Source organism: Pseudomonas sp. NFPP28 (genome assembly GCF_900115535.1).
Taxonomy (GTDB): domain Bacteria; phylum Pseudomonadota; class Gammaproteobacteria; order Pseudomonadales; family Pseudomonadaceae; genus Aquipseudomonas; species Aquipseudomonas extremorientalis.
In genome coordinates, this window is the sequence record NZ_FOWT01000003.1 from 372,470 (window position 1) to 393,418 (window position 20,949).

Sequence of the window (20,949 nt, forward strand, 5' to 3'; positions counted from 1 at the left end):
GATGGCTCTGCATGGATTCCTTCAAGGCTTCCGGGGCTATGCGGACACGCAAGCCCTGGGCGACGCCCTGAAGGCCCTTCAGGAAGAAGGCCTGGACCAACTGCCGCTGCCCGGCGGCGGTCAGACCCTGGCGCGGTTCAGTCGCCTGGCGCAGGTGGCGGGTCATGACCTGCGCCTGTGCAAGCTGTTCGAAGGCCACACCGATGCCCTGGCAATCATTGCCGAGCTCAACTCCCCACTGCCGCCCCTGGGCAGCACGTGGGGCATGTGGGCCGCCGAGCCGCCAACGGCGAAGGTGCGCGTGCGCCAGGAGGGCCATCGCCTGCGGGTGCAAGGCCGCAAGGCCTGGTGCTCCGGCGCGGCGGTGGTGAGCCATGGGTTGTTGACCGCCTGGGACGAAGACGATCGCCAGCAGTTGGTGGCCGTGCACATGGATCAACCCGGCATTGTGGTCACGGATGAGGGGTGGAACGCGGTGGGTATGGCGGCCACCGGCAGTGTGGAAGTCGTGTTCGACGGGGCCTGGGGATTGGCGGTGGGCGGACCGGGGGATTACCTCGCCCGCCCAGGCTTCTGGCAAGGCGGTATCGGTATCGCCGCCTGCTGGTACGGCGCCGCGCAACGCCTGGCCGAGGTCTTGCGCGCGCAGTGCAGTAAACGCCCGGAACCCCACGCCCTGGCTCATCTGGGCGCCGTCGACAGCGCACTGAACAGCGCCGCCTGTGTGCTGCGTGCCAGCGCGGCACAGATCGACCTTGAGCCCAAGGCTGACGCCCGGCAATTGGCCCAGCAGACGCGGGCCTGTATCGAAGACACGGTCGAGCAGGTCATACGCCATGTCGGGCGCGCCGTCGGCGCCGGTCCTTACTGCAAGGACCCGCACTTTGCCCAGTTGATGGCAGACCTGCCTGTGTATGTACGCCAGAGTCATGCCGAACGCGACTTGGCCGGGCTCGGAGAGCTGGTGGCCGGTGAACCCACAGGGAGGTGGCAGTTATGAGACCCAATCCGATCGTTGGCCAGGGCACGCCGCTGCATCACTGGCAGGCCTCGCCGAAAATGGCCGACTTGCCGTCGATCAGCGTCGAGCAGTTGGTGCCCAGCGGCCACCGTGCGGTGATCATCGCACCACATCCGGATGATGAAATCCTCGGCTGCGGCGGCCTGATGCAGGGCCTGGCGGCACTGGGTAGGCCGATCCAATTGATTTCGGTGACCGACGGCAGCGCCAGCCACCCCGGCTCGCAGCGTTGGCCAGTGGAGCGTTTGAGCGTGGTGCGCCCGCAGGAATCGGCACAGGCCCTGCACCGCCTGGGGTTGCCGCTGCACAGCCTGAAATGGCTGCGCGCCGGTTTTACCGACAGCCAGGTGGCGGCGCGGGAACAGGAACTCGTAGGGTTTATCCAGCGCTACCTCAAACCCACCGACGTAGTGTTTACCACTTGGCGCGAAGACGGCCATTGCGACCATGAGGCCGTCGGGCGTGCCAGCGCCCAGGCCTGCACGGCGGTCGGCGCTACCCTGTATGAGCTGCCGGTGTGGACCTGGCACTGGGCAACGCCCGAAGACAGCGGGGTGCCCTGGCACCGTGCACGTAAGATTCCGCTGACCTGTGAAGCCGTTGCCCGCAAACGGCATGCCATCCACGCCTTCGCCAGCCAACTGGAAGGCGACCCGCAGATCGGCCTCGCGCCGGTGCTGGCGCCCTACGTGGTGGAGCGTCTGTTGCAACCCTTTGAAGTGGTATTTGTATGAGTGTGGCCACGCCTTACTTCGACCAGCTGTTCGCCAATAACGATGATCCCTGGGCCTTTCGCCAGCGCTGGTATGAGCGGCGCAAACGTGCGCTGACCCTGGCGATACTCACGCGGCCCCGCTACGCCTCGGTGTTCGAACCCGGCTGCGCCAATGGTGAGCTGAGTTTCGAACTGGCACCGCGTTGTGATCGGCTGCTGTGCTGCGACACCGCCGCGGCCGCCGTGGCCCTTGCGCGCACTCGCTTGCTGGGGTTCCCCCAGGCCCAGGTGCAGCAGTGCCGCTTGCCCGAACAGTGGCCGGCGGGCCAGTTCGAGCTGATCGTATTGAGCGAGTGGTGCTACTACCTCGACGCCGATGACCTGCGCCAACTGATCGATCGCGTCCGCACCGCGCTGACCGCCGACGGCCAGCTGCTGGCCTGTCACTGGCGCGCGCCTATCGACGGTTGCCCGCAAACCGCGGAACAGGTACACGCCCTGCTCCAGGAATGCCTGGACATGCCTCGCGTCGCCAGCCACCACGAACCTGATTTCCTGCTCGACCTCTGGAGCCGCGACGGCACCTCGGTCGCCACCCTTGAGGGCCTGCGATGATCGGCATTCTGATCCCGGTACATAACGAAGAAGCGCTGCTCGGCGACTGCCTGGAAGCCGCGTTGATCGCCGCCCGCCATCCTGGGTTGCTCGGCGAAACCGTGACTATCCTGGTGGTGCTCGACAGCTGCAGCGATGCCAGCGCCGCCATTGCCCAGGCCTACCCGGTGCAGTGCCTGGAAGCCCAGGCGCGCAACGTGGGGCATGTGCGTGGCGTGGGTGCGCGGCATTTGCTCAATCAGGGCGCACGCTGGATCTCCTGCACCGATGCCGACAGCCGGGTAGCCCCCGACTGGTTGGTGGCCCAATTGGCGCTGGAGGTGGACGCCGTGTGCGGCACCGTCACGGTCGATGCGTGGAGCGAGGGTTTCGACCCCGTCGCGCAGATTCGCTACCACCAGGGCTACGAGGCCCGCGACGGTCATCGGCATATACACGGGGCCAACCTGGGAGTGAGCGCCGGTGCGTACGTGCGCGCCGGTGGTTTCGAGCCGTTGGCGTGCCATGAGGATGTGCAATTGGTGCGCAACCTGGAACTATGCGGCGCCTCCATCGCCTGGAGCCACGGCCCGCAGGTGATTACCAGTGCGCGCCTGGACGCCCGTGCACAAGGGGGATTCGGCGATTACTTGAAGAGCCTGATGCACGCCACCTGAAAAAACGCCGTTACCGAATGTGAAACCGAGCAATCCTTGTCTATGCTGAGAACGCCTTGCTGGCATTCCAGGGTTGGGATGCCACGCAGCCACTGCGGCGGAGTCTGTGGTGGAAACAAGAGAGTCGTCCCGTCAACGGGGCACGACCCCGCATCAACCGACAAGGATGTGACACCCCATGAAGCTTGCTTCCTTAAGCGATGGCCGCCGCGGCCCCGCGCAAGTCTGGAACAGCGCCCCGCAACTGGCGCTGATCCCCCCCGTTACGCCCTCCTCATTAGTGCCGCCTGGCGCACGCGTGGTGATCATCGCGCCTCATCCCGGCGATGAAGTGCTGGCCTGCGGCGGCTTGCTGCAATTGCTCAGCACGCTGGAACACCCGCTGCAACTGATCTCCATCACCGACGGCAGCGCCAGCCATCCTGGGTCCAACGTGTGGCCGGCGAGCCGCTTGAGCGTGGTCCGCCCCCAGGAAAGCGCTGAAGCCCTGCGCCGCCTGGGCATGCCGCTGCACAGCCTGAAATGGATTCGCGGTGGTTTCTGCGACAACGCCCTCGCCGCCCGCGAGCCGCAACTGAGCCAATTCATTGCGCGTTACCTGCAGCCCGGCGACGTGGTGTTCAGCACCTGGCGCAACGACGGCAATGATGACCATGACGCGGTCGGTCGTGCCAGTGCCAAGGCGTGCAGCCTGGTGGGCGCGCAGTTGCACGAACTGCCGATCTGGGCGTGGCACTGGCCTGCTCGCGAAGGCGCGCTCATCCCCTGGCAACGCGCGCGCAAAGTACGCCTGGACACCTGGACCGTGGCGCGCAAACTCCACGCCGCCCATGCCTATGCCAGCCAGTTGGCCGGTGACCCGCAGATCGGCTTGCCGCCCATACTGGCCCAGGTGCTGCTGGAACGAATGCGTGAACCTTATGAAATCGTGCTGTCCTGACACCCAACTCGTTCATACCTGTTAATTCTGACAGTGGCGGCCTGGCGAATGGATGGCTAGGGTAGAAAAAGCGCTGCACCACGTCAGGTGCAGTCGAGAAAGCCATGCCAACCCTTTGCATTGGCCGGTGTTTTCAGAATCAGGTAACCCGCTGTCCCTGCTCCGTATCGCGCATCACGTTGTCATGGTCTGGCCCGCGCCTGCCTTTGCAGGCGCCGGGGCAACTATCCCCTCGAGTGAGGACGGATCATGCGCGCACGGACACTCTCTTGGTTGTACCTGATCGTCATAACGGTGTGGCCGCTGGCCTCTTATGGCGCCTGCACCATCAACAACACGGCCGGCGATGACGTCTCCAATTGTGACAGCGGCACGGCGCCGGGCTTTACCGACACCGGGGGCAACAACACGCTCAATGTCTCAGGGACGGGCCAGGTGACTGGCGACGTGACGTATGGCGACGGGGAGGATAAGGTGGATATCAGCGGCGGTCGGGTCGGTACCGTCAGCACGGCGGACGGTATCGACACCTATGCCCAGAGCGCCGGCACTGTAGCGAATGTGTTTCAAGGCAACGGCCGGGATATCTTCAGGATGAGCGGTGGCACCATCACAGGCGCCTTCGAAGACGGCGACGATGCCAAAATGGCCGCCGGCACCATCGGTCGCGTCGACATGAAACTCGACAACAACATCTTTGATATGTCGGGTGGCCGCATCATCGGCAACCTGGTCACCGGCTTCGGCAACGACACCATCCTGATCTCGGGCACCGCATTTGTGGGCGGCAACATCAGTGTCAGCGGCGGTGACGACCACGTGACCGTCTCGGGCGGTGAGGTGAACGGGCAGATCCTCCTCAGTTTCGGCAATGACGACTTCATCTGGACCGGCGGCAACCTGCATTCGTTTGTGCTGATGGGTGCGGGGGACGACACGGCACTGCTGCAGAATCTGACAAGCGCTCAATTGGCGGCAGCGCAACTGGTGGACGGCGGTTTGGGCAACGACAAACTTACCCTGGACAACACCAAGGCCGGGGACCCTGGCCTGCTGCCCAACTGGGAAGCCATCCAGCTGGACAACGGCTCCGAGCTGACCCTGAGCGGTACGACGCTCAAGCTGGGTGATAGCGGTTCCGGTACCGGCACACTGGGACTGGATGGCACGAGCAAACTGCAGGCCGGTACGGGCGTGATCGAAGCCTTTACCGCCGGCCGGTTGGTTACCGTAAAAAACAGCGGCGTGATCGACATGACCACGGGCAGTTCCAGCACCAGCGACTCATTGACCATCAGGGGCAATTACACCGGCAATGGTGGGCGCTTTGCACTGCAAAGTGTTCTGGGGGGCGACGGTTCGCCCAGCGACAGGCTGGTGATTGACCAAGGTGTCATTGGGGGTAGCACAGCGATCAGCGTGACCAACCTGGGGGGTGCGGGTGCGGCAACGCTGCAGGATGGTATCCAGGTGGTGCAGGCCCTTAATGGTGCCTCCGGCAGTGCCAACGCCTTTACCCTCGCCGGCCCGGTCTCCGCGGGTGCGTTCGACTACCGCCTGTTCAAGGGCGGTGTAACCGCAGGCACGGCAGAGAATTATTACCTGCGCTCCACTGTCCCGGTGCAGCCATCAGGCCCTGAGATCATCGTACCTTTACCGAGCCCGGGCGAGCGTCCCTTGCCCCCTAACCCAGGGACCGAGCCAGAGCCTATCTACCGCAAGGAAGTGCCGATCTACGCCGCACTGTTTCCAGCTGCCAAGCAGATCGTGCTCGCCATGCTGGGGACCTATCACGAACGCATGGGGGACCAGAGCCAACAACAGAGCGGCAACGGCTTGGCCGGCTGGGGCCGAGTCTACGGCAGCAGCAGCCGTCAAGGGTTTGCTGGCACGGTGAGCCCGACGCTGGACAGCACGGTCAAGGGCTTCCAGGTAGGCAGCGATGCCTACACCGCCACCGACGACAGCGGGCGTACCCATCGTATTGGGCTGTTTGTGGGCCACAGTACGCTCAAAGGCAACGTCAAGGGCTTCAACGGTGGCTGGCAAGATCTGGACGCCGGCAAGACCACCTTGCGCGCTGACAGCGTGGGGGGGTATTGGGCGCTGATCGGTGCCAATCGGGCGTATCTGGACCTGGTGCTGATGGGCAGTCGTTTCAATGGCAACAACGAATCGGACCGTGGCGTGAAGATGAAAACCCGAGGGCGCAACATGAGCGCGTCCGTCGAAGTCGGCTGGCCGTTCCAGGTCACCCCGCGCTGGACAGTGGAACCACAGGCTCAAGTGATCGTCGGCAAGACAAAGCTCGACAGCCAGAACGACGGTATCTCCGACGTCAAGTACGACGCCGATACCAGCGTCACCTCCCGCCTGGGTGTAAGGCTACGCGGTGATTACAACGTCCGTGGCATGCCGTGGCAGCCCTATGCGCGCGCGAACGTCTGGCACGCCAGCGCCGGGGACAACAGTGTGATTTACAACCGCACCAGCCGGATCGATACCGAACAGAAATCCACCACCCTGGAAGTCAGCCTGGGTGCCATCTTGCAGGTTGCTCGCGATGTGGCTCTGTATGGCGAAATCGGCTCCAACCGCAATCTGGACAGCAACACTTACAACGGCCACGAAGGCACTGTGGGTGTCAGGGTGGCGTTCTAGGTTTGTATCGCAGTGTGTACGCAGCCCGCTGCGATACACAGCCTTTAACTCGGCGGGTTTCCTGAAACAGGCCAGATACAGCCGGGCGTTCAACTGAGCACCGGCACACATCCAGCCGCAGGAGGCTCGCCATGCACGCTCAGTTGAACCGCCGCTCCACACCACTTTTCCTGGCCATTGCCCTGGCGCAATTCGGCATCCTGGGCATGGCCCACGCCGAAATGCCCGAGGCACCGACCAAAGTTGTCGCCAGCGCGCAAACCGCCTTCGGTGCCCTCAAGCACGTCAAGGCCGGCCTGCTCGATGTGGCCTATGCCGAAGTCGGCTCCGCCACCGGCCCGGCGGTGATCCTGCTGCATGGCTGGCCCTACGACATTGACAGCTACGCCCAGGTCGCGCCGTTACTGGCGGCCAAGGGCTATCGCGTGTTGATCCCTTACGCACGGGGTTATGGCGACACACGTTTCCTCTCGAATGACACCCTGCGCAACGGCCAACCGGCGGCGCTGGCCAGTGATGTGATCGACTTCATGGACGCCCTGAAGATCAAGCAAGCGGTACTCGGCGGCTACGACTGGGGCGCGCGCTCGGCGGACATCGTCTCGGTACTGTGGCCGGAGCGGGTCAAGGCGCTGGTGTCGGTCAGCGGTTACCTGATCGGCAACCAGGCCGCCGGCAAGAACCCACTGCCCCCCAAAGCCGAGTTGCAATGGTGGTACCAGTTCTACTTCGCCACCGAGCGCGGTGCCGCCGGCTACCAGAAAAACACCCACGACTTCGCCAGGCTGATCTGGCAACTGGCGTCGCCGCAGTGGAAGTTCGATGACGCCACGTTCGACCGCAGCGCCAAAGGCCTGGAAAACCCGGATCACGTAGCGATCACCGTGTTCAACTACCGCTGGCGCCTGGGCCTGGTCCAGGGCGAGACGAAGTACGACCCACTGGAGCAGAAACTCGCCCAGGCGCCGTCCATTGGCGTGCCGACCATCACCCTCGAAGGCGACGCCAACGGCGCCCCGCACCCGCAGCCCGAGGACTACGCCAAGCGCTTTACCGGCAAGTACGAGTTCCGCCTGATCAAGGGTGGCATTGGCCACAACCTGCCGCAGGAAGCGCCCGAGGCATTTGCCAAGGCGGTCATCGATGCGGATCACCTGTGATGAAGCGCCTGTGCATGGCCGCATTGGCCCTCGCGAGTTCGACCGGCGCCTTCGCCGACAGCGCAGCCTCGCCGATCTACGGCGTGACCATCCCCGACGGCTACCGCCAATGGGAACTGGTGGCGCCGGCCCAGGAAGCCGACCCGTTGAACGAACTGCGCGTGGTGCTGGGCAACAGCGCTGCGTTCAAGGCTTACCGGGAGGGCAAGTTGCCTTTCCCGGATGGCACCGTCCTGGCCAAGTTGGCGTGGAAACACGAGCCGTCACCGGACTTCAAGACCGCGTCCATCCCTGGCGCGGCGACCACGGTGCAGTTCATGGTCAAGGACTCGAAAAAATACGCATCTACCGGTGGCTGGGGGTTTGGACGCTTCATCAATGGCAAACCCGCCGATGAAGCGCAGCACCAGACGTGTTTTGCCTGCCACCAGGCGTTGGTGAAAGACCGCGATTACGTCTTCACCAGGCTGGCCCCCTGAAAGCCAGCCCTTTGGCCTTTAGTCAGAACTGGCCACAAATCACCCAGATATGGCCGGTTTTTTCAACGACCTTGAAAGCGCAGACCCTGAAAGCGCGAAAACTGATAGGCGATTCCCAGCCAGATGAACCAGGCCGGCATCACGCACAGCGCCAGGCGTGTATCCGGCCGCAACGCCAGCAGGCCCAGTACAAACGCGAGAAACGCCAGGGCAAACCAGGCCATCGGCACACCGCCTGGCATCTTGTAGGTGGATTGGGCGTGCAGGTCCGGGCGTTTTTTGCGGTAGGCGATGTAGGACGCGAGGATGGTCGACCAGGTAAAAATCACCAGGATCGCCGACACCGTCGACACGATGGTGAAGGCGGTCATCACCTCCGGCACCACAAACAGCAACACCAGCCCCAGCAACATCAGCAAACTGGTAAACGCCAGGCTGATAAACGGCACGCTGCTGTTGGACAAGCGCCGGAAGATACCCGGCGCATCACCCAGGTCGGCCAGGCCGAACAACATGCGGCTGGCGGAAAACACCCCGCTGTTGGCCGACGACGCTGCCGAGGTCAGCACCACAAAGTTCACGATGCCCGCTGCGGCGGGAAACCCTGCGACGAGGAACAACTCGACAAACGGGCTCTTGCTCGGCGACACCTGCTGCCAGGAGGTCACCGCAATGATGCATGCCAGGGCCAGCACGTAGAACAGGATGATGCGCAGCGGGATCGAGTTGATCGCCTTGGGCAAGGTCTTTTCCGGCGCACGGGTTTCGGCGGCGGCGGTGCCGATCAACTCGGTGCCGGCAAAGGAAAAGATCGCCATCTGGAAGCCGGCAAAAAAGCCGAACAGGCCGTTGGGAAATGCCGCCTGTTTATCCAGCAGGTGGCTCAACGAAGCGGTGACACCGGTGGGCGAGACGAACGAACTGGCGATCAGCACTCCACTCACCCCGATCAAGGTCACCACGGCGACGATCTTGATGATCGCGAACCAGAACTCCACTTCGCCGAACAGCCTGACCGTCAGCACATTCAGTGCGAACAGGGTCAGCAACATGCCCACCGCCGGCATCCAGGCCGGTACATCGGGGAACCAGTACTGGAAGAAACCGCCGACCACAACCGCGTCCCCCACCACCGCCACGCTCCAGCTCAACCAGTACGACCACCCGAGAAAGAACGCCGCGCGCGGCCCCAGGTAAGCACCGGCAAAGTCGGCGAAACTCTTGAAGTCGAGGTTGGACAGCAGCAGCTCGCCCATGGCGCGCATCACGAAGTACACGAACAGCCCGATGATCATGTAGATCAGGATGATCGAGGTGCCGGACAGCGCGATGATCTTGCCGGAGCCCATGAACAGGCCGGTGCCGATCGCGCCGCCCATGGCCATCAACTGGATATGGCGGTTGCTCAGGGTGCGTTGCAACGCAGGCTGTTCACACAGCCCGGGCGTGGTTGCTTTCATCACAAAACCTCTTGTTATGTTTTTGAGTTTTGGCAGAAGAAAAGTCGAGGGGTCGTTGTTATTGGCTGTGGTGTTCGAAACCGTGCAGCACGTTGACCGCATTGATGCCGATCTCATCGACCATGTAGCCGCCTTCCATCACGAACAGCGTGGGCACGCCGACGCTGGCGATGATCTCCCCCATGCGGAGGAAGTCTTCGCTGTCGAGCAGGAAGTGGCTGATAGGGTCGTCCTTGAAGGTGTCGACGCCCAGGGAAATCACCAACACTTCAGGGGCTAAGCGGCGCAGTTGCTGGCAGGCGTCGATCAGGGCGGTGCGGTAATGGGTCCAGGTGGTGTTTTTCGGCAATGGGTAGTTCAGGTTGAAGCCCTCCCCAGCGCCGACGCCGCGCTCGCTGCCGGCACCGGAAAAGTACGGGTAGGACACCGCCGGATCGCCATGCAGGGATATGAACATCACGTCCGGGCGGTCGTAGAAAATATTCTGGGTGCCATTGCCATGGTGGAAATCCACATCCAGCACCGCCACGCGCCGAGCGCCCTGGGTGATGGCGTGCTGCGCGGCAATTGCGGCGTTGTTGAGGTAGCAGTAACCACCCATGTATTCACGGGCTGCGTGATGGCCCGGTGGGCGGCACAGGGCAAAGGCGCTGCGATGGCCTTCGTCGAGCAACGCCAGGCCGGTCAGTGCGATGTCGGCGCTGGTCTTCACCGCCTGCCAGGTGGTGCGGGTAATCGGCGAACCGGCGTCCATCGCGTAAAAACCGAGCTTGCCGTCGATGAACGCCGGCACCTGCTGGTTGGCCAGGTCGCGTACCGGCCACACCAGGGGCAAGGCGTCATGGCTGCGGCCGATGGCAGTCCATTCGGCCCAGGCGGTTTCGAGGAACGCCACGTAGCGTTCGCTGTGGGCGGCGACGTAGCAGGCCCGGTCAAAACGGCGCGGCGTAATGATATCGCCCAGGCCAACCTGACGGACCCGGTCACGCACGGTGTCGGCGCGACTGGGTTGTTCGAACGAGGGCTTGAGCACGCCGTCCTTGAGTTCGGTGCCATGGTGCAAACGGTGGGCTTCGCTGAAAACAGTCAACATGTGAGGGCATCCGCCAGTAAAAGACAGGGTCTATTTTGTTCTGGCGGCAGTGGGCTTTCTTTGCTTTTACTTACGGCACTGTTAGGTTTATCGAGAATATTTACCTCAACGGCGCATGATTATGAAAAATAAAACCAGACAGGTCGTTCTTGACGACACCGATCTCGCCATCCTCGCCCTGCTGCAGCAAGACGCCAGTATTTCCAACGCGCAGTTGAGTGAGCGCCTGTCCCTGAGCCTCACGCCCTGCTGGCGCCGACGCAAACGCCTGGAAGAAGAAGGCGTGATCAAGGGCTACCAGGCCAACCTCGACCGCAAGATGCTCGGGCTGGACATCCTGGCGTTCGTGCATGTGCGTTTTGCGATCCATACCGACCATGCGCCGGACGCGTTCGAGACCGTGGTGAAGGAACTGCCGCAGGTGTTGTCGTGCCACAAGATCACCGGGGATGCCGATTACCTGTTGCAGGTGCTGGCCGAAGACCTGGACAGCTACAGCGAGTTCGTCGAGAGCGTGTTGCGGCGCCAGTTAGGGATTGCGGCGATTCAATCGAGCCTGGCGCTGAGGGAGGTCAAGGCGACGAGTCGGGTGGCCATCCCACAGCGCGAATAACCGGCGCTTTCCAGGGGCGCGATATGGCAAATCGCCGTCACTGCGATGTGAAAAATTCGTTAACTAATTCTCCCTGAAGGCTTTTTCCTACAGGAACAATCTGCCAGACTAATGCGAATAATTATCAACAGATTTATTATTCGCCAGGGACGGCGTTCGGGGGAGTCAGTTCCATGTCTGTGCAACAACACGGCGGTAACGTTTTTTCACCCAGCCTGATGGCATTGGCGGTCTGTCTGGCCAGTTCTTCCGCGGTCTTTGCCGCCGATACCCAGGCACCGGCCGCCACCCTTGAGTTGGGCGCCACGCAAATCTCCGGCGAAGAGCAACTGGGCGAAACCACTGAAGGCACCCAGTCCTACACCACCGGCGCGATGAAAACGGCAACCAAGCTGCCGTTGACCATGCGCGAAACCCCACAGGCCGTCACCGTCATTACCCGCCAGCGGATGGATGACCAGGCGATGACCAGCATCAACGATGTGGTCAAGGCCACCCCGGGTTTGTTCCTGAATTTTTCCAGTGGCCCTGGCCGGCAGTCCTACACGTCACGCGGCTTCGACATCGACAACCTGATGTATGACGGCATCCCCAGCGGCTACAACGGCGTCACTGTCGGCGCGCAACCGAACCTGGCGATGTTCGATCGCGTCGAAATCGTGCGCGGCGCCACCGGCCTGGTCACCGGCGCGGGCAACCCTTCCGCCGCTATCAACCTGGTCCGCAAGCGCCCACTGGACGAGCAGAAAGTCACGCTGACCGGCGCCGCCGGCAGTTGGGACGACTATCGCGGCGAACTCGACGCCTCCAGCCCGCTCAACGACAGCGGCACCTGGCGCGGTCGCGTGGTTACCTCGTACCGCGACGCCAACAGCTTCATCGACAACGCCGAGGAGTATCACGGCCTGTTCTATGCCGTCACCGAAGCCGACCTGAGCGAAGACACCACCCTGACCCTGGGTTTCTCCAACCAGAAGGACAAGACCAATTACTTCTGGGGCTCGTCGATGGTCGGCCTGGATGGCCATCACCTGAACCTGCCGCGCTCCTACAACCCCGGCACTGACTGGGAAAACAAGGACCAGGAGATCAACACCGTATTCGCCGAACTGCGCCAGCAACTGGCCAACGACTGGAAACTGCAAGTCAACGCCAACTATGCCGAACAGAACGCGTTGTTCTCCGGTTCCTACCAGTCGCGCTGGGTCGCCAACACACTGGCGCGCACGGTCTACCAGGCGGCCTACGATGAAAACCAGGCAGGTGCCGACGTCTTCGCCAGCGGCCCCTTCCAGGCGTTCGGGCGTACCCATGAACTGGTGGTAGGCGCCAGCCGGCGCATCTACGACATGACCACCCACAACTACAGCCCCTACAACACCAACTGGCCGCTCACAGCGGGCAAACCGGACTTCGTCCATACCACCAATGACCGTGACGTGACCACCCAGGATGGTGTCTACGTCACCACCCGCCTGAACCTGGCCGACCCGTTGAAGCTGATCCTCGGCGGGCGCCTGGACTGGTACGACTACGACGCCCATGGCAGCAACACCGGTGACTACAAGGTCACCCGCAACCTCACCCGCTACGCCGGCCTGATCTACGACCTGGACGACCACCACTCGGTGTATGTCAGCTACAGCGACATCTTCACGCCCCAGAGCGAAAAAGACACCTCCGGCAGCCCGCTCAAGCCCATCGTCGGCAAGAACTACGAGCTGGGTATCAAGGGTGAATACCTGGGGGGTGCGCTCAACGCGAGCGTGGCGCTGTTCCGCGTCGACCAGGAAAACCGTGCCGTCGGCGTGACAGTCGCAAACTGCCCGCAGGCCTCCTGCTCTGTGGCGTCCGGCGAGATTCGCAGCCAGGGCATCGACTTCGAACTGCAAGGCGCCCTGACCGAGAACTGGCAGGTCGGCGGTGGCTACACCTACGCGCGCACGCACACCATCAAGGACGCCGCCAACCCGCAGAAGGTCAACAAGCAGTTCGACACCGACACCCCGGAGCACCTGTTCAAGCTGACCACCAACTACCGCTTCCAGGGCCCGTTGGAAAAACTCCGCGTGGGCGGCAACGTCTCCTGGCAGAGCCGCATGTACAACGACTTCAAAGTCGCGGATGGCAGCACCTACCGCCTGCAGCAGGGCGCCTATGCAGTCACCGACCTGATGGCCGGCTACCAGGTCAACCAGCACCTTGACCTGCAACTCAACGCCAACAACATCTTCGACCGTCGTTACTACCAGTCCATCTCCAACTCCGTAAGCTATGGCGGTGACTCCTACGGCAACCCACGCAATATGATGCTGACGGCAAAGTACAGCTTCTGACCGGCGTCCGAACCACGGCTATCCGCCCGGGTAGCCGCCCCTAAAGTCCCACCTCCCGATGCCGATACACGTTTGGCATCACTGAATCCAATAACAATCAAAAACACCTGATTCGCTCCACCCTGCCCTTCGCTTTGTTCCGGCCAGACCACATGGAGTAAGTGTGAATGCCCACCCGCACGCGTTTTTCCGAGCACTACCGTAAAGCCGACCGCATCATGCTGGCGCTGGTCTGGCTGATGTTCCTGTTTTCCCTGGGCCTGGCGTTCTGGCACGACACCTTGGTGCAGGCCGTGATAGTCGGCGGTAGTACCAGCGTGGTGCTGACCGCGCTTTACCGCGCCATCGGTGGTACCCGTGTCATGCGCTGCGCGCTCGGCGCGGGCTTGATGGTCATGGCGGCATTGCATATCAACCAGGCCCAGGGCTTGATCGAAGCGCACTTCGGCATCTTCGCGTTGCTCGCGGTGCTGACGTTTTACCGTGACTGGCTGCCGATCCTGGTGGCGGCGGCCACCATCGCCGTGCACCACGTGGTTTTCCATGCGCTGCAACATCAAGGCTTTCCAGTGTTCGTGATGGAACACCACGGCGGCTGGACCATGGTGTTCGTGCATGCGTTCTACGTGGTGATGGAGACCGTCGCCCTGCTCTACCTGGCCGTGCACAGCCAGGCCGAAGCGGTCGAGAGCCAGGAAATGCTCGAGAAGATGCTGGCGGTCACTTCCCAGCTCACCGTTGAAACCGCCCAAGGCGACCAGGGCAAGACCCACGTTTCCCTCGCCAAGCGTTTCGACCATTTTCTGCATCAGTTGACCGGCCTGATCGACGGCGTCGCCCGTGACTCCCACGGCCTTGGCCAACTCGGCCAGGAACTGGCCAGCGCCAGCGGCACCCTGGAAAAAGGCGCACGGCACCAACTGGCGCAAATCACCGAGATGAGCGGCTCGATGCAGCGCATGGAAGACGCCATGGGCCACATTGCCGTGCACGTCGAGCAAGCGGTGGATCATGCCGGCAAGGCCAGCCAACAGATCCTGCGCGGCCAGGAAAGCGTCGGCCGCGCCCAGCAGGAAATCACCCAACTGGCCTCACGCCTCAACGGCACCCACGACACGGTGCAGGGCCTGGCCCTGCAAACCGAACAGATCGGCACCGTGCTTGAAGTGATCAGCAGCATTGCCAACCAGACCAACCTGCTGGCCCTCAACGCCGCCATCGAAGCCGCCCGCGCCGGCGAGCAAGGCCGTGGCTTCGCCGTGGTTGCCGACGAAGTGCGCAACCTGGCGCAACGCACGGCGGTATCCACCCAGGAAATCAAAACCATCATCGAAGGCCTGCAACACGGCAGCCGGCAGGCGGTGCAAGCCATGCAAGATAGCCGCGAGGGCGTAGAGCGCTGCGTGGAGGACAGCCAGGTGGCCGTTGACATGCTGCGCGCAGTGGGCGACGACATCGCCCACATCGATGACCTCAATGGCCGTATCGTGACCACAACCCGCGAGCAGACCACGGCGAACCTGGAGATTGTCGGGCGTCTGCAGTCGGTGCAGAGCATTGCGCAAAGCACCGCGGACGATGTGGAAACCCTGGCACGCAGCAGCGAGCGGTTGCCGCCGATCGCGGTGCGCCTGGATGCGCTGGGGCGCAGGTTTCATCAATGATGTCTGGTTTGTCGGCAACGCCCGCAAGGTTTGCATAGTGCGCCAACAGGCGGGCAACCACCTGGTACCGCTCAGCCAGACCGGGCTCACCGAGCCGCCTCAACGCGTTCGCCGTCCGCCGCGCCTGAAGTGCGTTGATTGCAGGGTGACCGGCATACCGGGCCAAGCGATAAGCACCGCGATCTGCGCATTGTGCAATCGAGGTTCCTGGGACCAGCAGCCTGGCGGCGTTATGCAGCCGCCCCAGGCTGCGTCCCAGTTCGAGTGACAGATAACCCACTGCATCGAGTGGCGGGTCATCCGTGCCCGACAACGCCCGCAATGAGACCAGCCGATGAAGCTGCCTGGCGTGCCACTTCGACAGGTTCATACGTCCCCCGGCACGCAGTAGTCGCAAGATGTCCCGATGAAGCGCGTGCTGTAGGGCACGCACATGGCTGCCGGGTTTCCTCGGCAGGATCTGGAACGCCAACATACAGATAGCCATCGCCACCAACCAGGCGAGCGCCTGATTGGCGAAGTCGATGAAATCGTAATGGGCCGTGCCGCCGGTGCCGACCAGCGTGTTGAACGCAATCAGGTAGGCAATGCCTTGCAGGGCATGGCGCGGCTGGGTCGTAGCCTGGATACCCCATACCCAGAACACGCTCAATACAACGCTGAGCAGCGCAAAACCATTGATCTGAGGCAGCAGCAGAAACTTGCAGGCAGCCGCCGCCACAATGCCGTAGAGCGTGCCCCTGAGGAAGCCGTCAAGCCCTCGGGTAGGCGCCGGGTGGGTCGCCAGCAAGGTGCAACACGGCCCCAACACCGCCAGCAAGGTCGGGCCCTGGTCCCAGCCCGTCAGGTACCACACCGCGCCGGTCACCAGGGTGGCGGCCAAGGCGCGGACCCCATTGCGCAGCGCATCGCCATAATGACGATGGAAAGCTACCGTCCGTACAGGCGGCGGGGTGGCGCTTTCAAGGCTGGCAAAACTCGATAAGGCGCCGGACAGGTCCGCCAATGCCTCGGTCAACCCATCCGGGGATTCACTTTCATTCTCAAGAACGCCTTGCAGGACGCTGACCCGCGCGGCAGCCGTGACGAAATCGAAGGGGATCTGCGCCAGTTGTTCAAGGGCCTGGCCCGCTCCAACGCACGCGGGCAACGGGGGCAGGCTTGGAGTGACCAGCACGGCGGCCTGCAAATGCGCCAGCCCACCCTGGAGCGTCTTGAGCCTGGAACGAATCAGGTACGACTCACCTCGCCCGATCCCGAGCAGTTCATCCACCTTATTGATATCGAGGGCGAGTTGCGCGGGGTCGCCTGCGTCGCCCTTGAATCGAAGGGCCAGTAACCGTAGCGTGCGCGTGGAAACGTCCCCAAGCGCCTGCTTCAGTTGTGCCTCGACCGTCTTGCGCCCCAGCAGCGAGGCCACCAGGCTCAGGCTCAAGACCCCAAGGACCACCGCCGTTCCCCGTGTGACGATGTGATCGAAGCCTTGCTCAGGCGCAACGATGGCAGTGCCAAGGGCAAGGCATACGGTATAGCCCGCAACCACGGCCGCCGTGGCGTGATAGTGCCGCAGCAGGGTCATGGCTGCGACACACAGCCCCAACCACACGCCGATCCCCAGAATGAACAGCAGCATCTGTTGGGCGAACATCCCTATCAGGATCACGGCAACGGCCAACCCCAGCAGGGTACCCACGACGCGCATCACACCTTTGCCCACCACCGCGCCCTGGATCGGATGAATCAGTAGCAACACCGTCGACGCTGCCGAGAACGGCGAGTCCAGGTGCAATTGCAAACCCAGCCACAGTGCCAGCACGGCCGCTACCACACTGCGGCCCACATAGCCCAAGGTCTCCCGGGTCCATGGCCGCGGCAGCGCGGCCAACCAGCGCCATACATGCACGGCCATCACATGAACGCCTGCAGCCAGCGCGTGAGCCGCCAACGCGCGTCGGCATTTGCCTGGCCGACTTCAATGCTCGCCGTCATGCCCGCCGCCAACTCCACTCCCTGTGGCACGCTGTCCAACTCGATCCGCACGGGCACGCGCTGGGCCAGGCGTATCCAACTGAACGTCGGTGCCACCTGGGGCAAGCCGCTGTCACCACGCAGCTCGTTAGTGTCGGCGATGCCCCGGCCAATACTGGCGACATGCCCTTGAAGCAGCGGCGCAAACCCCATCAGTTTGATCGACGCCGGCGCGCCCAACAGCACGCCAGGCAGCTTGGTTTCTTCAAAATAGGCGGTCACCCAGAAACTCTGGCTGTCGACCACATAAATATTGGTGCTGCCCGCCACGGCGTAGTCACCCGGTTGAAGCCGAAGTTGCGTCACATATCCTTCGACCGGCGAACGCACGGCAGTGCGCCCCAGGTCGAGCTGGGCCTGGGCCAACTGGCTGCGCGCCGCGTCCAGCCGGGCTTTGGCCACAGCCAATTGCTGGGCGGCGTTGTCGGTTTCTTCTCGTGCAATCGCATCGCCGAGTTGGCTGCGGCGCTTGAACTGCGCAGTGCGCTGCTCGAAAACACTGCGAGCCTCGGCCAGCTCCGCCATGCGCTGTTGCTGGGCGATCTGGTAGGCACGCTGATCGATCTCATACAGCAATGCACCTTTGGCAACCCATTGGTTGTCGCCCACCAGCAAGCGTTCCACCTGCCCGGACACCTCGGGCGCAATGTGGATGACCTGGGCGCTGACCCGCCCATCCCGCGTCCAGGGCGCCAGCACATAGGCGCGCCACAACTGCATGCAGAACAACAGGGCAACCAGCCCCAACCCCAGCGTCACGGCCATCTTGAACAGTTTATTGAGCGTCATGGCGCCGCCCTCACAGCTTCAGCACGAGGGTCGAGAGGACAATGAGCGAGACAAAAAACCGCGCCAGGCTGGGGTGCCAGGTCCGGTCCAGCCAAGTGCGCACGACCCGCTCCAGCACACCGTAGACCAATGCCGCCGCTCCCACGTACAGCAGGAACGGCGGCAGGTAGAGGTTGGCAATCGTGATTTCGCTCAGCATGGTTCAAGTCTCGTAACGGCCTTCAGGGTGAGGCCCTTGGTGAGCATGGTAGGGCGTGCCAGAAACGGCCGATATTGAGTATGCTGCCAGCCTATAATCAATTTCGGACAGTCGACGGGGGATTTGATGAACGAGACAACCCTGTACACGGTGGAGCAATTCGAACTCGACGACCTGGGTCAACCCGCCGTGGCGGTAATGCTGGGCGCACAGCGCAACGACGCGGAATACGCGGTGCACAGCCATCGCAAAGGCCAGCTGGTGGTGGCCTATCACGGCGGCATCGTGTGTACGGTGGAGGATGGTGTATGGATGGTGCCTACAGGATTCGGCGTGTGGATTCCGGCGGGTATCGCTCACAGCAACCGCATCACCGCCAACGGCAAAGTCGGTTTTCTGTTCATAGAGCCCAATGCGGCTGCGTTGCCGCAAACCTGCTGCACGCTGGTGCTGTCGCCACTGATTCTCGAACTGATCCTGCACCTGAGCACCCTCGACCAGGACTATCCGGATCCGAGCGCGAGCGCACGCCTGGCCCGCGTGCTGCTTGAACAACTGGAGCAGGCCCCTTCGGAGCGACTGTACCTGCCCCTGCCCGCTTCGGCGCAGCTGCGCGTCATCGCCCGTCGTCTGGCCGAGGCTCCGGATAACCGCTGCACCATGGCGCAATGGGCGCAGCAGGTGGCGATGAGTGAGCGTTCCCTGGCGCGCCTGGTCAAGCGCGAAACCGGACTGACCTTTGGCCAATGGCGCAAGCAATGGCAAATCATCGTAGCCTTGCAGAACCTGGCCGAGGGCGAGTCGGTGCAGCGTACCGCCGAGGCGCTGGGGTACGAGTCCGTCAGCTCGTTTATCAGCATGTTTCGCAAGACGCTGGGGTCCTCGCCAGCACGCTACATCCGCAGTACCCGACCGACGACGCCTGGCGCCATTGCCTGACCTGGCCCAATTCCTGCGTGCCTCCCCCCACCCCGTCGCTACTGACTACGCGGACGACTCTTTTGGGCCCCGCCGCCCAAGCACCTGCACCGATAATCGGGCATCCCCCCAGCTATCCTGAGGCCTTCCCCCATGACGAGCCCCTCCACCGAACAGGTCAGCCCGCAAACCCTGCGCAAGGTCATCATCGCCGCCGGCATCGGTAATTTCGTCGAGTGGTTTGACTTCGCCGTCTATGGCTTCCTCGCCACCACCATCGCCCAGCAATTCTTCCCCAGCGGCGACGCCAGCGCGGCGTTGCTCAAGACCTTCGCCGTGTTTGCCGTGGCCTTCGCGTTCCGGCCCCTGGGCGGTATTTTTTTCGGCATGCTCGGCGACCGCATCGGCCGCAAGCGCACCCTGGCCATGACCATCCTGTTGATGGCCGCTGCCACCACGTTGATCGGCCTGCTGCCCACCTACGCCGCCATCGGCGTCACGGCGCCGATTCTGTTGTCGCTGATCCGCTGTGCCCAGGGGTTCTCCGCCGGCGGTGAATACGCCGGTGCCTGTGCTTATCTGATGGAGCACGCGCCGAGTGACAAACGCGCCTGGTATGGCAGTTTCGTGCCGGTGTCGACGTTTTCCGCTTTCGCCGCCGCCGCCGTGGTGGCCTATGCCCTTGAGGCGTCATTGTCCGCCGAAGCCATGGGCAGTTGGGGCTGGCGCCTGCCGTTCCTGATTGCCGCGCCACTCGGCCTGGTGGGCCTTTACCTGCGCTGGAAGCTGGACGAGACGCCTGCCTTCCAGGCCGTGAAGGAAGAGCACGCCGTCGCCCACTCCCCGCTCAAGGAAACCTTGCGCAACCATGGTGCGGCGATCTGCTGCCTGGGCGCTTTTGTGTCACTGACGGCGTTGTCGTTTTATATGTTCACCACCTACTTCGCGACGTACCTGCAAGTAGCGGGCGGGTTGAACCGGGCGATGGCGCTACTGGTGTCGCTGATCGCGTTGATTTTCGCGGCGGCGATCTGCCCGCTGGCGGGGCTGTATTCGGACCGGGTCGGGCGGCGCGTCACGGTGATGACTGCCTGTGTATTGTTGATCGTGGTGGTGTATCCGTCGTTCCTGATGGCCAGCTCCGGTTCGTTTGCGGCGTCGATTGTCGGCGTGATGTTGTTGGCGGTTGGGGCGGTGCTGTGCGGCGTGGTCACGGCGGCCTTGCTCTCGGAGACCTTCCCGACCCGTACGCGCTATACCGCTTCGGCGATCACCTACAACATGGCGTACACGATCTTCGGCGGCACCGCGCCGCTGGTGGCGACATGGTTGATCAGCACCACGGGCAGCAACCTGTCACCGGCGTTTTACCTGATTGCCGTGGCGTTGCTGGCACTGGCCGGTGGGTTGGCGTTGCCGGAGACGTCGCGGATGTCCTTGCACGACGTGGGTGGTGAGCAAACAAGCACCGCACCTTTGCTTTCACGGTAAACGGCAGGAGGGTGAACGCCGCTGGACGCAGGTAGGATCAGTTCGACACCTGCCTGCTGCCGCATCCAGACCTTCAACAGCGTTTTCTGCAGGTGCCGCAGCGAACCCTTT

The 20,949-nt window shown here is 63.0% G+C and carries 17 protein-coding genes and 1 pseudogene; 13 read left to right on the forward strand and 5 right to left on the reverse strand.

Features of this window, described 5'->3' with window-relative positions; translation table 11 throughout:
• Position 1 precedes the first annotated feature (1 nt).
• The 8 genes from BM110_RS10430 to BM110_RS10465 all read left to right on the forward strand — a co-directional run bounded on the left by BM110_RS10430 (position 2) and on the right by BM110_RS10465 (position 8,247).
• Entirely contained in the window at positions 2-1,000 is a 999-nt protein-coding gene (locus BM110_RS10430) for an acyl-CoA dehydrogenase family protein (protein WP_092243905.1), read from the forward strand.
• Positions 997-1,755, forward strand: coding sequence for a PIG-L deacetylase family protein (locus BM110_RS10435; protein WP_092243908.1), 759 nt, complete (start codon positions 997-999; stop codon positions 1,753-1,755). The genes BM110_RS10430 and BM110_RS10435 overlap by 4 nt, the downstream gene beginning before the upstream one ends.
• Positions 1,752-2,351, forward strand: a complete 600-nt coding sequence (locus BM110_RS10440; RefSeq protein WP_093513319.1) for an SAM-dependent methyltransferase — start codon at positions 1,752-1,754, stop codon at positions 2,349-2,351. The genes BM110_RS10435 and BM110_RS10440 overlap by 4 nt, the downstream gene beginning before the upstream one ends.
• Complete coding sequence (locus BM110_RS10445) at positions 2,348-3,007, forward strand: glycosyltransferase family 2 protein (RefSeq protein ID WP_093121132.1); 660 nt, start codon at positions 2,348-2,350, stop codon at positions 3,005-3,007. Before BM110_RS10440 ends, BM110_RS10445 begins: the two co-directional genes overlap by 4 nt.
• Positions 3,008-3,185: 178 nt before the next feature.
• Positions 3,186-3,947, forward strand: a complete 762-nt coding sequence (locus BM110_RS10450) for a PIG-L deacetylase family protein (protein ID WP_093121133.1) — start codon at positions 3,186-3,188, stop codon at positions 3,945-3,947.
• Between the two features lie 249 nt (positions 3,948-4,196).
• A complete protein-coding gene (locus tag BM110_RS10455) occupies positions 4,197-6,608 on the forward strand; it encodes an autotransporter family protein (RefSeq protein WP_093513320.1) in 2,412 nt (803 codons plus the stop codon).
• A 131-nt stretch (positions 6,609-6,739) separates the two neighbouring features.
• The gene (locus tag BM110_RS10460; RefSeq protein WP_093513321.1) at positions 6,740-7,768 is read left to right on the forward strand and encodes an alpha/beta fold hydrolase; all 1,029 of its coding nucleotides are present in this window, start codon (positions 6,740-6,742) and stop codon (positions 7,766-7,768) included.
• Entirely contained in the window at positions 7,768-8,247 is a 480-nt protein-coding gene (locus BM110_RS10465) for a cytochrome P460 family protein (protein WP_093513322.1), read from the forward strand. The genes BM110_RS10460 and BM110_RS10465 overlap by 1 nt, the downstream gene beginning before the upstream one ends.
• Before the next feature lie 62 nt (positions 8,248-8,309).
• Here BM110_RS10465 and BM110_RS10470 read toward each other — a convergent pair whose 3' ends face one another.
• Both BM110_RS10470 and BM110_RS10475 read right to left on the reverse strand, forming a co-directional pair.
• On the reverse strand, positions 8,310-9,707 hold the full coding sequence (locus BM110_RS10470) for an amino acid permease (protein ID WP_093121136.1): 1,398 nt from the start codon (positions 9,705-9,707) through the stop codon (positions 8,310-8,312).
• 58 nt (positions 9,708-9,765) lie between these two features.
• Positions 9,766-10,800: a histone deacetylase family protein gene (locus tag BM110_RS10475; protein ID WP_093513323.1), complete on the reverse strand. Its 1,035-nt coding sequence runs from the start codon at positions 10,798-10,800 to the stop codon at positions 9,766-9,768.
• Positions 10,801-10,921: 121 nt separating this feature from the next.
• Between BM110_RS10475 and BM110_RS10480 the strand changes: the two genes are divergently transcribed.
• The 3 genes from BM110_RS10480 (at position 10,922) to BM110_RS30015 (ending at position 15,413) form a co-directional block, all read left to right on the forward strand.
• A complete protein-coding gene (locus BM110_RS10480) occupies positions 10,922-11,413 on the forward strand; it encodes an Lrp/AsnC family transcriptional regulator (RefSeq protein WP_093513324.1) in 492 nt (163 codons plus the stop codon).
• Between the two features lie 173 nt (positions 11,414-11,586).
• Positions 11,587-13,749, forward strand: a complete 2,163-nt coding sequence (locus BM110_RS10485; RefSeq protein WP_093513325.1) for a TonB-dependent siderophore receptor — start codon at positions 11,587-11,589, stop codon at positions 13,747-13,749.
• A 167-nt stretch (positions 13,750-13,916) separates the two neighbouring features.
• Entirely contained in the window at positions 13,917-15,413 is a 1,497-nt protein-coding gene (locus BM110_RS30015; RefSeq protein ID WP_092243934.1) for a methyl-accepting chemotaxis protein, read from the forward strand.
• Positions 15,414-15,444: 31 nt separating this feature from the next.
• Here the strand turns inward: BM110_RS30015 and BM110_RS10495 are convergent.
• From BM110_RS10495 to BM110_RS10505, 3 genes and pseudogenes are all read right to left on the reverse strand, one after another.
• Positions 15,445-17,322 (reverse strand): annotated as a pseudogene (locus tag BM110_RS10495) (FUSC family protein); the annotation flags it as partial.
• Positions 17,322-18,230, reverse strand: coding sequence for an efflux RND transporter periplasmic adaptor subunit (locus tag BM110_RS10500; RefSeq protein ID WP_093513326.1), 909 nt, complete (start codon positions 18,228-18,230; stop codon positions 17,322-17,324). The pseudogene BM110_RS10495 and the gene BM110_RS10500, both read right to left, overlap by 1 nt.
• A gap of 10 nt (positions 18,231-18,240) precedes the next feature.
• Positions 18,241-18,429, reverse strand: coding sequence for a DUF1656 domain-containing protein (locus BM110_RS10505; RefSeq protein ID WP_092243940.1), 189 nt, complete (start codon positions 18,427-18,429; stop codon positions 18,241-18,243).
• A 126-nt stretch (positions 18,430-18,555) separates the two neighbouring features.
• Between BM110_RS10505 and BM110_RS10510 the strand changes: the two genes are divergently transcribed.
• Together BM110_RS10510 and BM110_RS10515 are read left to right on the forward strand one after the other, a co-directional pair.
• Positions 18,556-19,368, forward strand: coding sequence for an AraC family transcriptional regulator (locus BM110_RS10510; RefSeq protein WP_093513327.1), 813 nt, complete (start codon positions 18,556-18,558; stop codon positions 19,366-19,368).
• A gap of 132 nt (positions 19,369-19,500) precedes the next feature.
• Complete coding sequence (locus BM110_RS10515) at positions 19,501-20,838, forward strand: MFS transporter (RefSeq protein ID WP_093513328.1); 1,338 nt, start codon at positions 19,501-19,503, stop codon at positions 20,836-20,838.
• Positions 20,839-20,949 lie beyond the last annotated feature (111 nt).

Bases quoted from the DNA above. Each gene is read 5' to 3' on its own strand.
- BM110_RS10430 (WP_092243905.1), top strand. From the start codon at position 2: ATGGCTCTGCATGGATTCCTTCAAGGCTTCCGGGGCTATGCGGACACG.
- BM110_RS10435 (WP_092243908.1), top strand. From the start codon at position 997: ATGAGACCCAATCCGATCGTTGGCCAGGGCACGCCGCTGCATCACTGG.
- BM110_RS10440 (WP_093513319.1), top strand. From the start codon at position 1,752: ATGAGTGTGGCCACGCCTTACTTCGACCAGCTGTTCGCCAATAACGAT.
- BM110_RS10445 (WP_093121132.1), top strand. From the start codon at position 2,348: ATGATCGGCATTCTGATCCCGGTACATAACGAAGAAGCGCTGCTCGGC.
- BM110_RS10450 (WP_093121133.1), top strand. From the start codon at position 3,186: ATGAAGCTTGCTTCCTTAAGCGATGGCCGCCGCGGCCCCGCGCAAGTC.
- BM110_RS10455 (WP_093513320.1), top strand. From the start codon at position 4,197: ATGCGCGCACGGACACTCTCTTGGTTGTACCTGATCGTCATAACGGTG.
- BM110_RS10460 (WP_093513321.1), top strand. From the start codon at position 6,740: ATGCACGCTCAGTTGAACCGCCGCTCCACACCACTTTTCCTGGCCATT.
- BM110_RS10465 (WP_093513322.1), top strand. From the start codon at position 7,768: ATGAAGCGCCTGTGCATGGCCGCATTGGCCCTCGCGAGTTCGACCGGC.
- BM110_RS10470 (WP_093121136.1), bottom strand. From the start codon at position 9,707: ATGAAAGCAACCACGCCCGGGCTGTGTGAACAGCCTGCGTTGCAACGC.
- BM110_RS10475 (WP_093513323.1), bottom strand. From the start codon at position 10,800: ATGTTGACTGTTTTCAGCGAAGCCCACCGTTTGCACCATGGCACCGAA.
- BM110_RS10480 (WP_093513324.1), top strand. From the start codon at position 10,922: ATGAAAAATAAAACCAGACAGGTCGTTCTTGACGACACCGATCTCGCC.
- BM110_RS10485 (WP_093513325.1), top strand. From the start codon at position 11,587: ATGTCTGTGCAACAACACGGCGGTAACGTTTTTTCACCCAGCCTGATG.
- BM110_RS30015 (WP_092243934.1), top strand. From the start codon at position 13,917: ATGCCCACCCGCACGCGTTTTTCCGAGCACTACCGTAAAGCCGACCGC.
- BM110_RS10500 (WP_093513326.1), bottom strand. From the start codon at position 18,230: ATGACGCTCAATAAACTGTTCAAGATGGCCGTGACGCTGGGGTTGGGG.
- BM110_RS10505 (WP_092243940.1), bottom strand. From the start codon at position 18,429: ATGCTGAGCGAAATCACGATTGCCAACCTCTACCTGCCGCCGTTCCTG.
- BM110_RS10510 (WP_093513327.1), top strand. From the start codon at position 18,556: ATGAACGAGACAACCCTGTACACGGTGGAGCAATTCGAACTCGACGAC.
- BM110_RS10515 (WP_093513328.1), top strand. From the start codon at position 19,501: ATGACGAGCCCCTCCACCGAACAGGTCAGCCCGCAAACCCTGCGCAAG.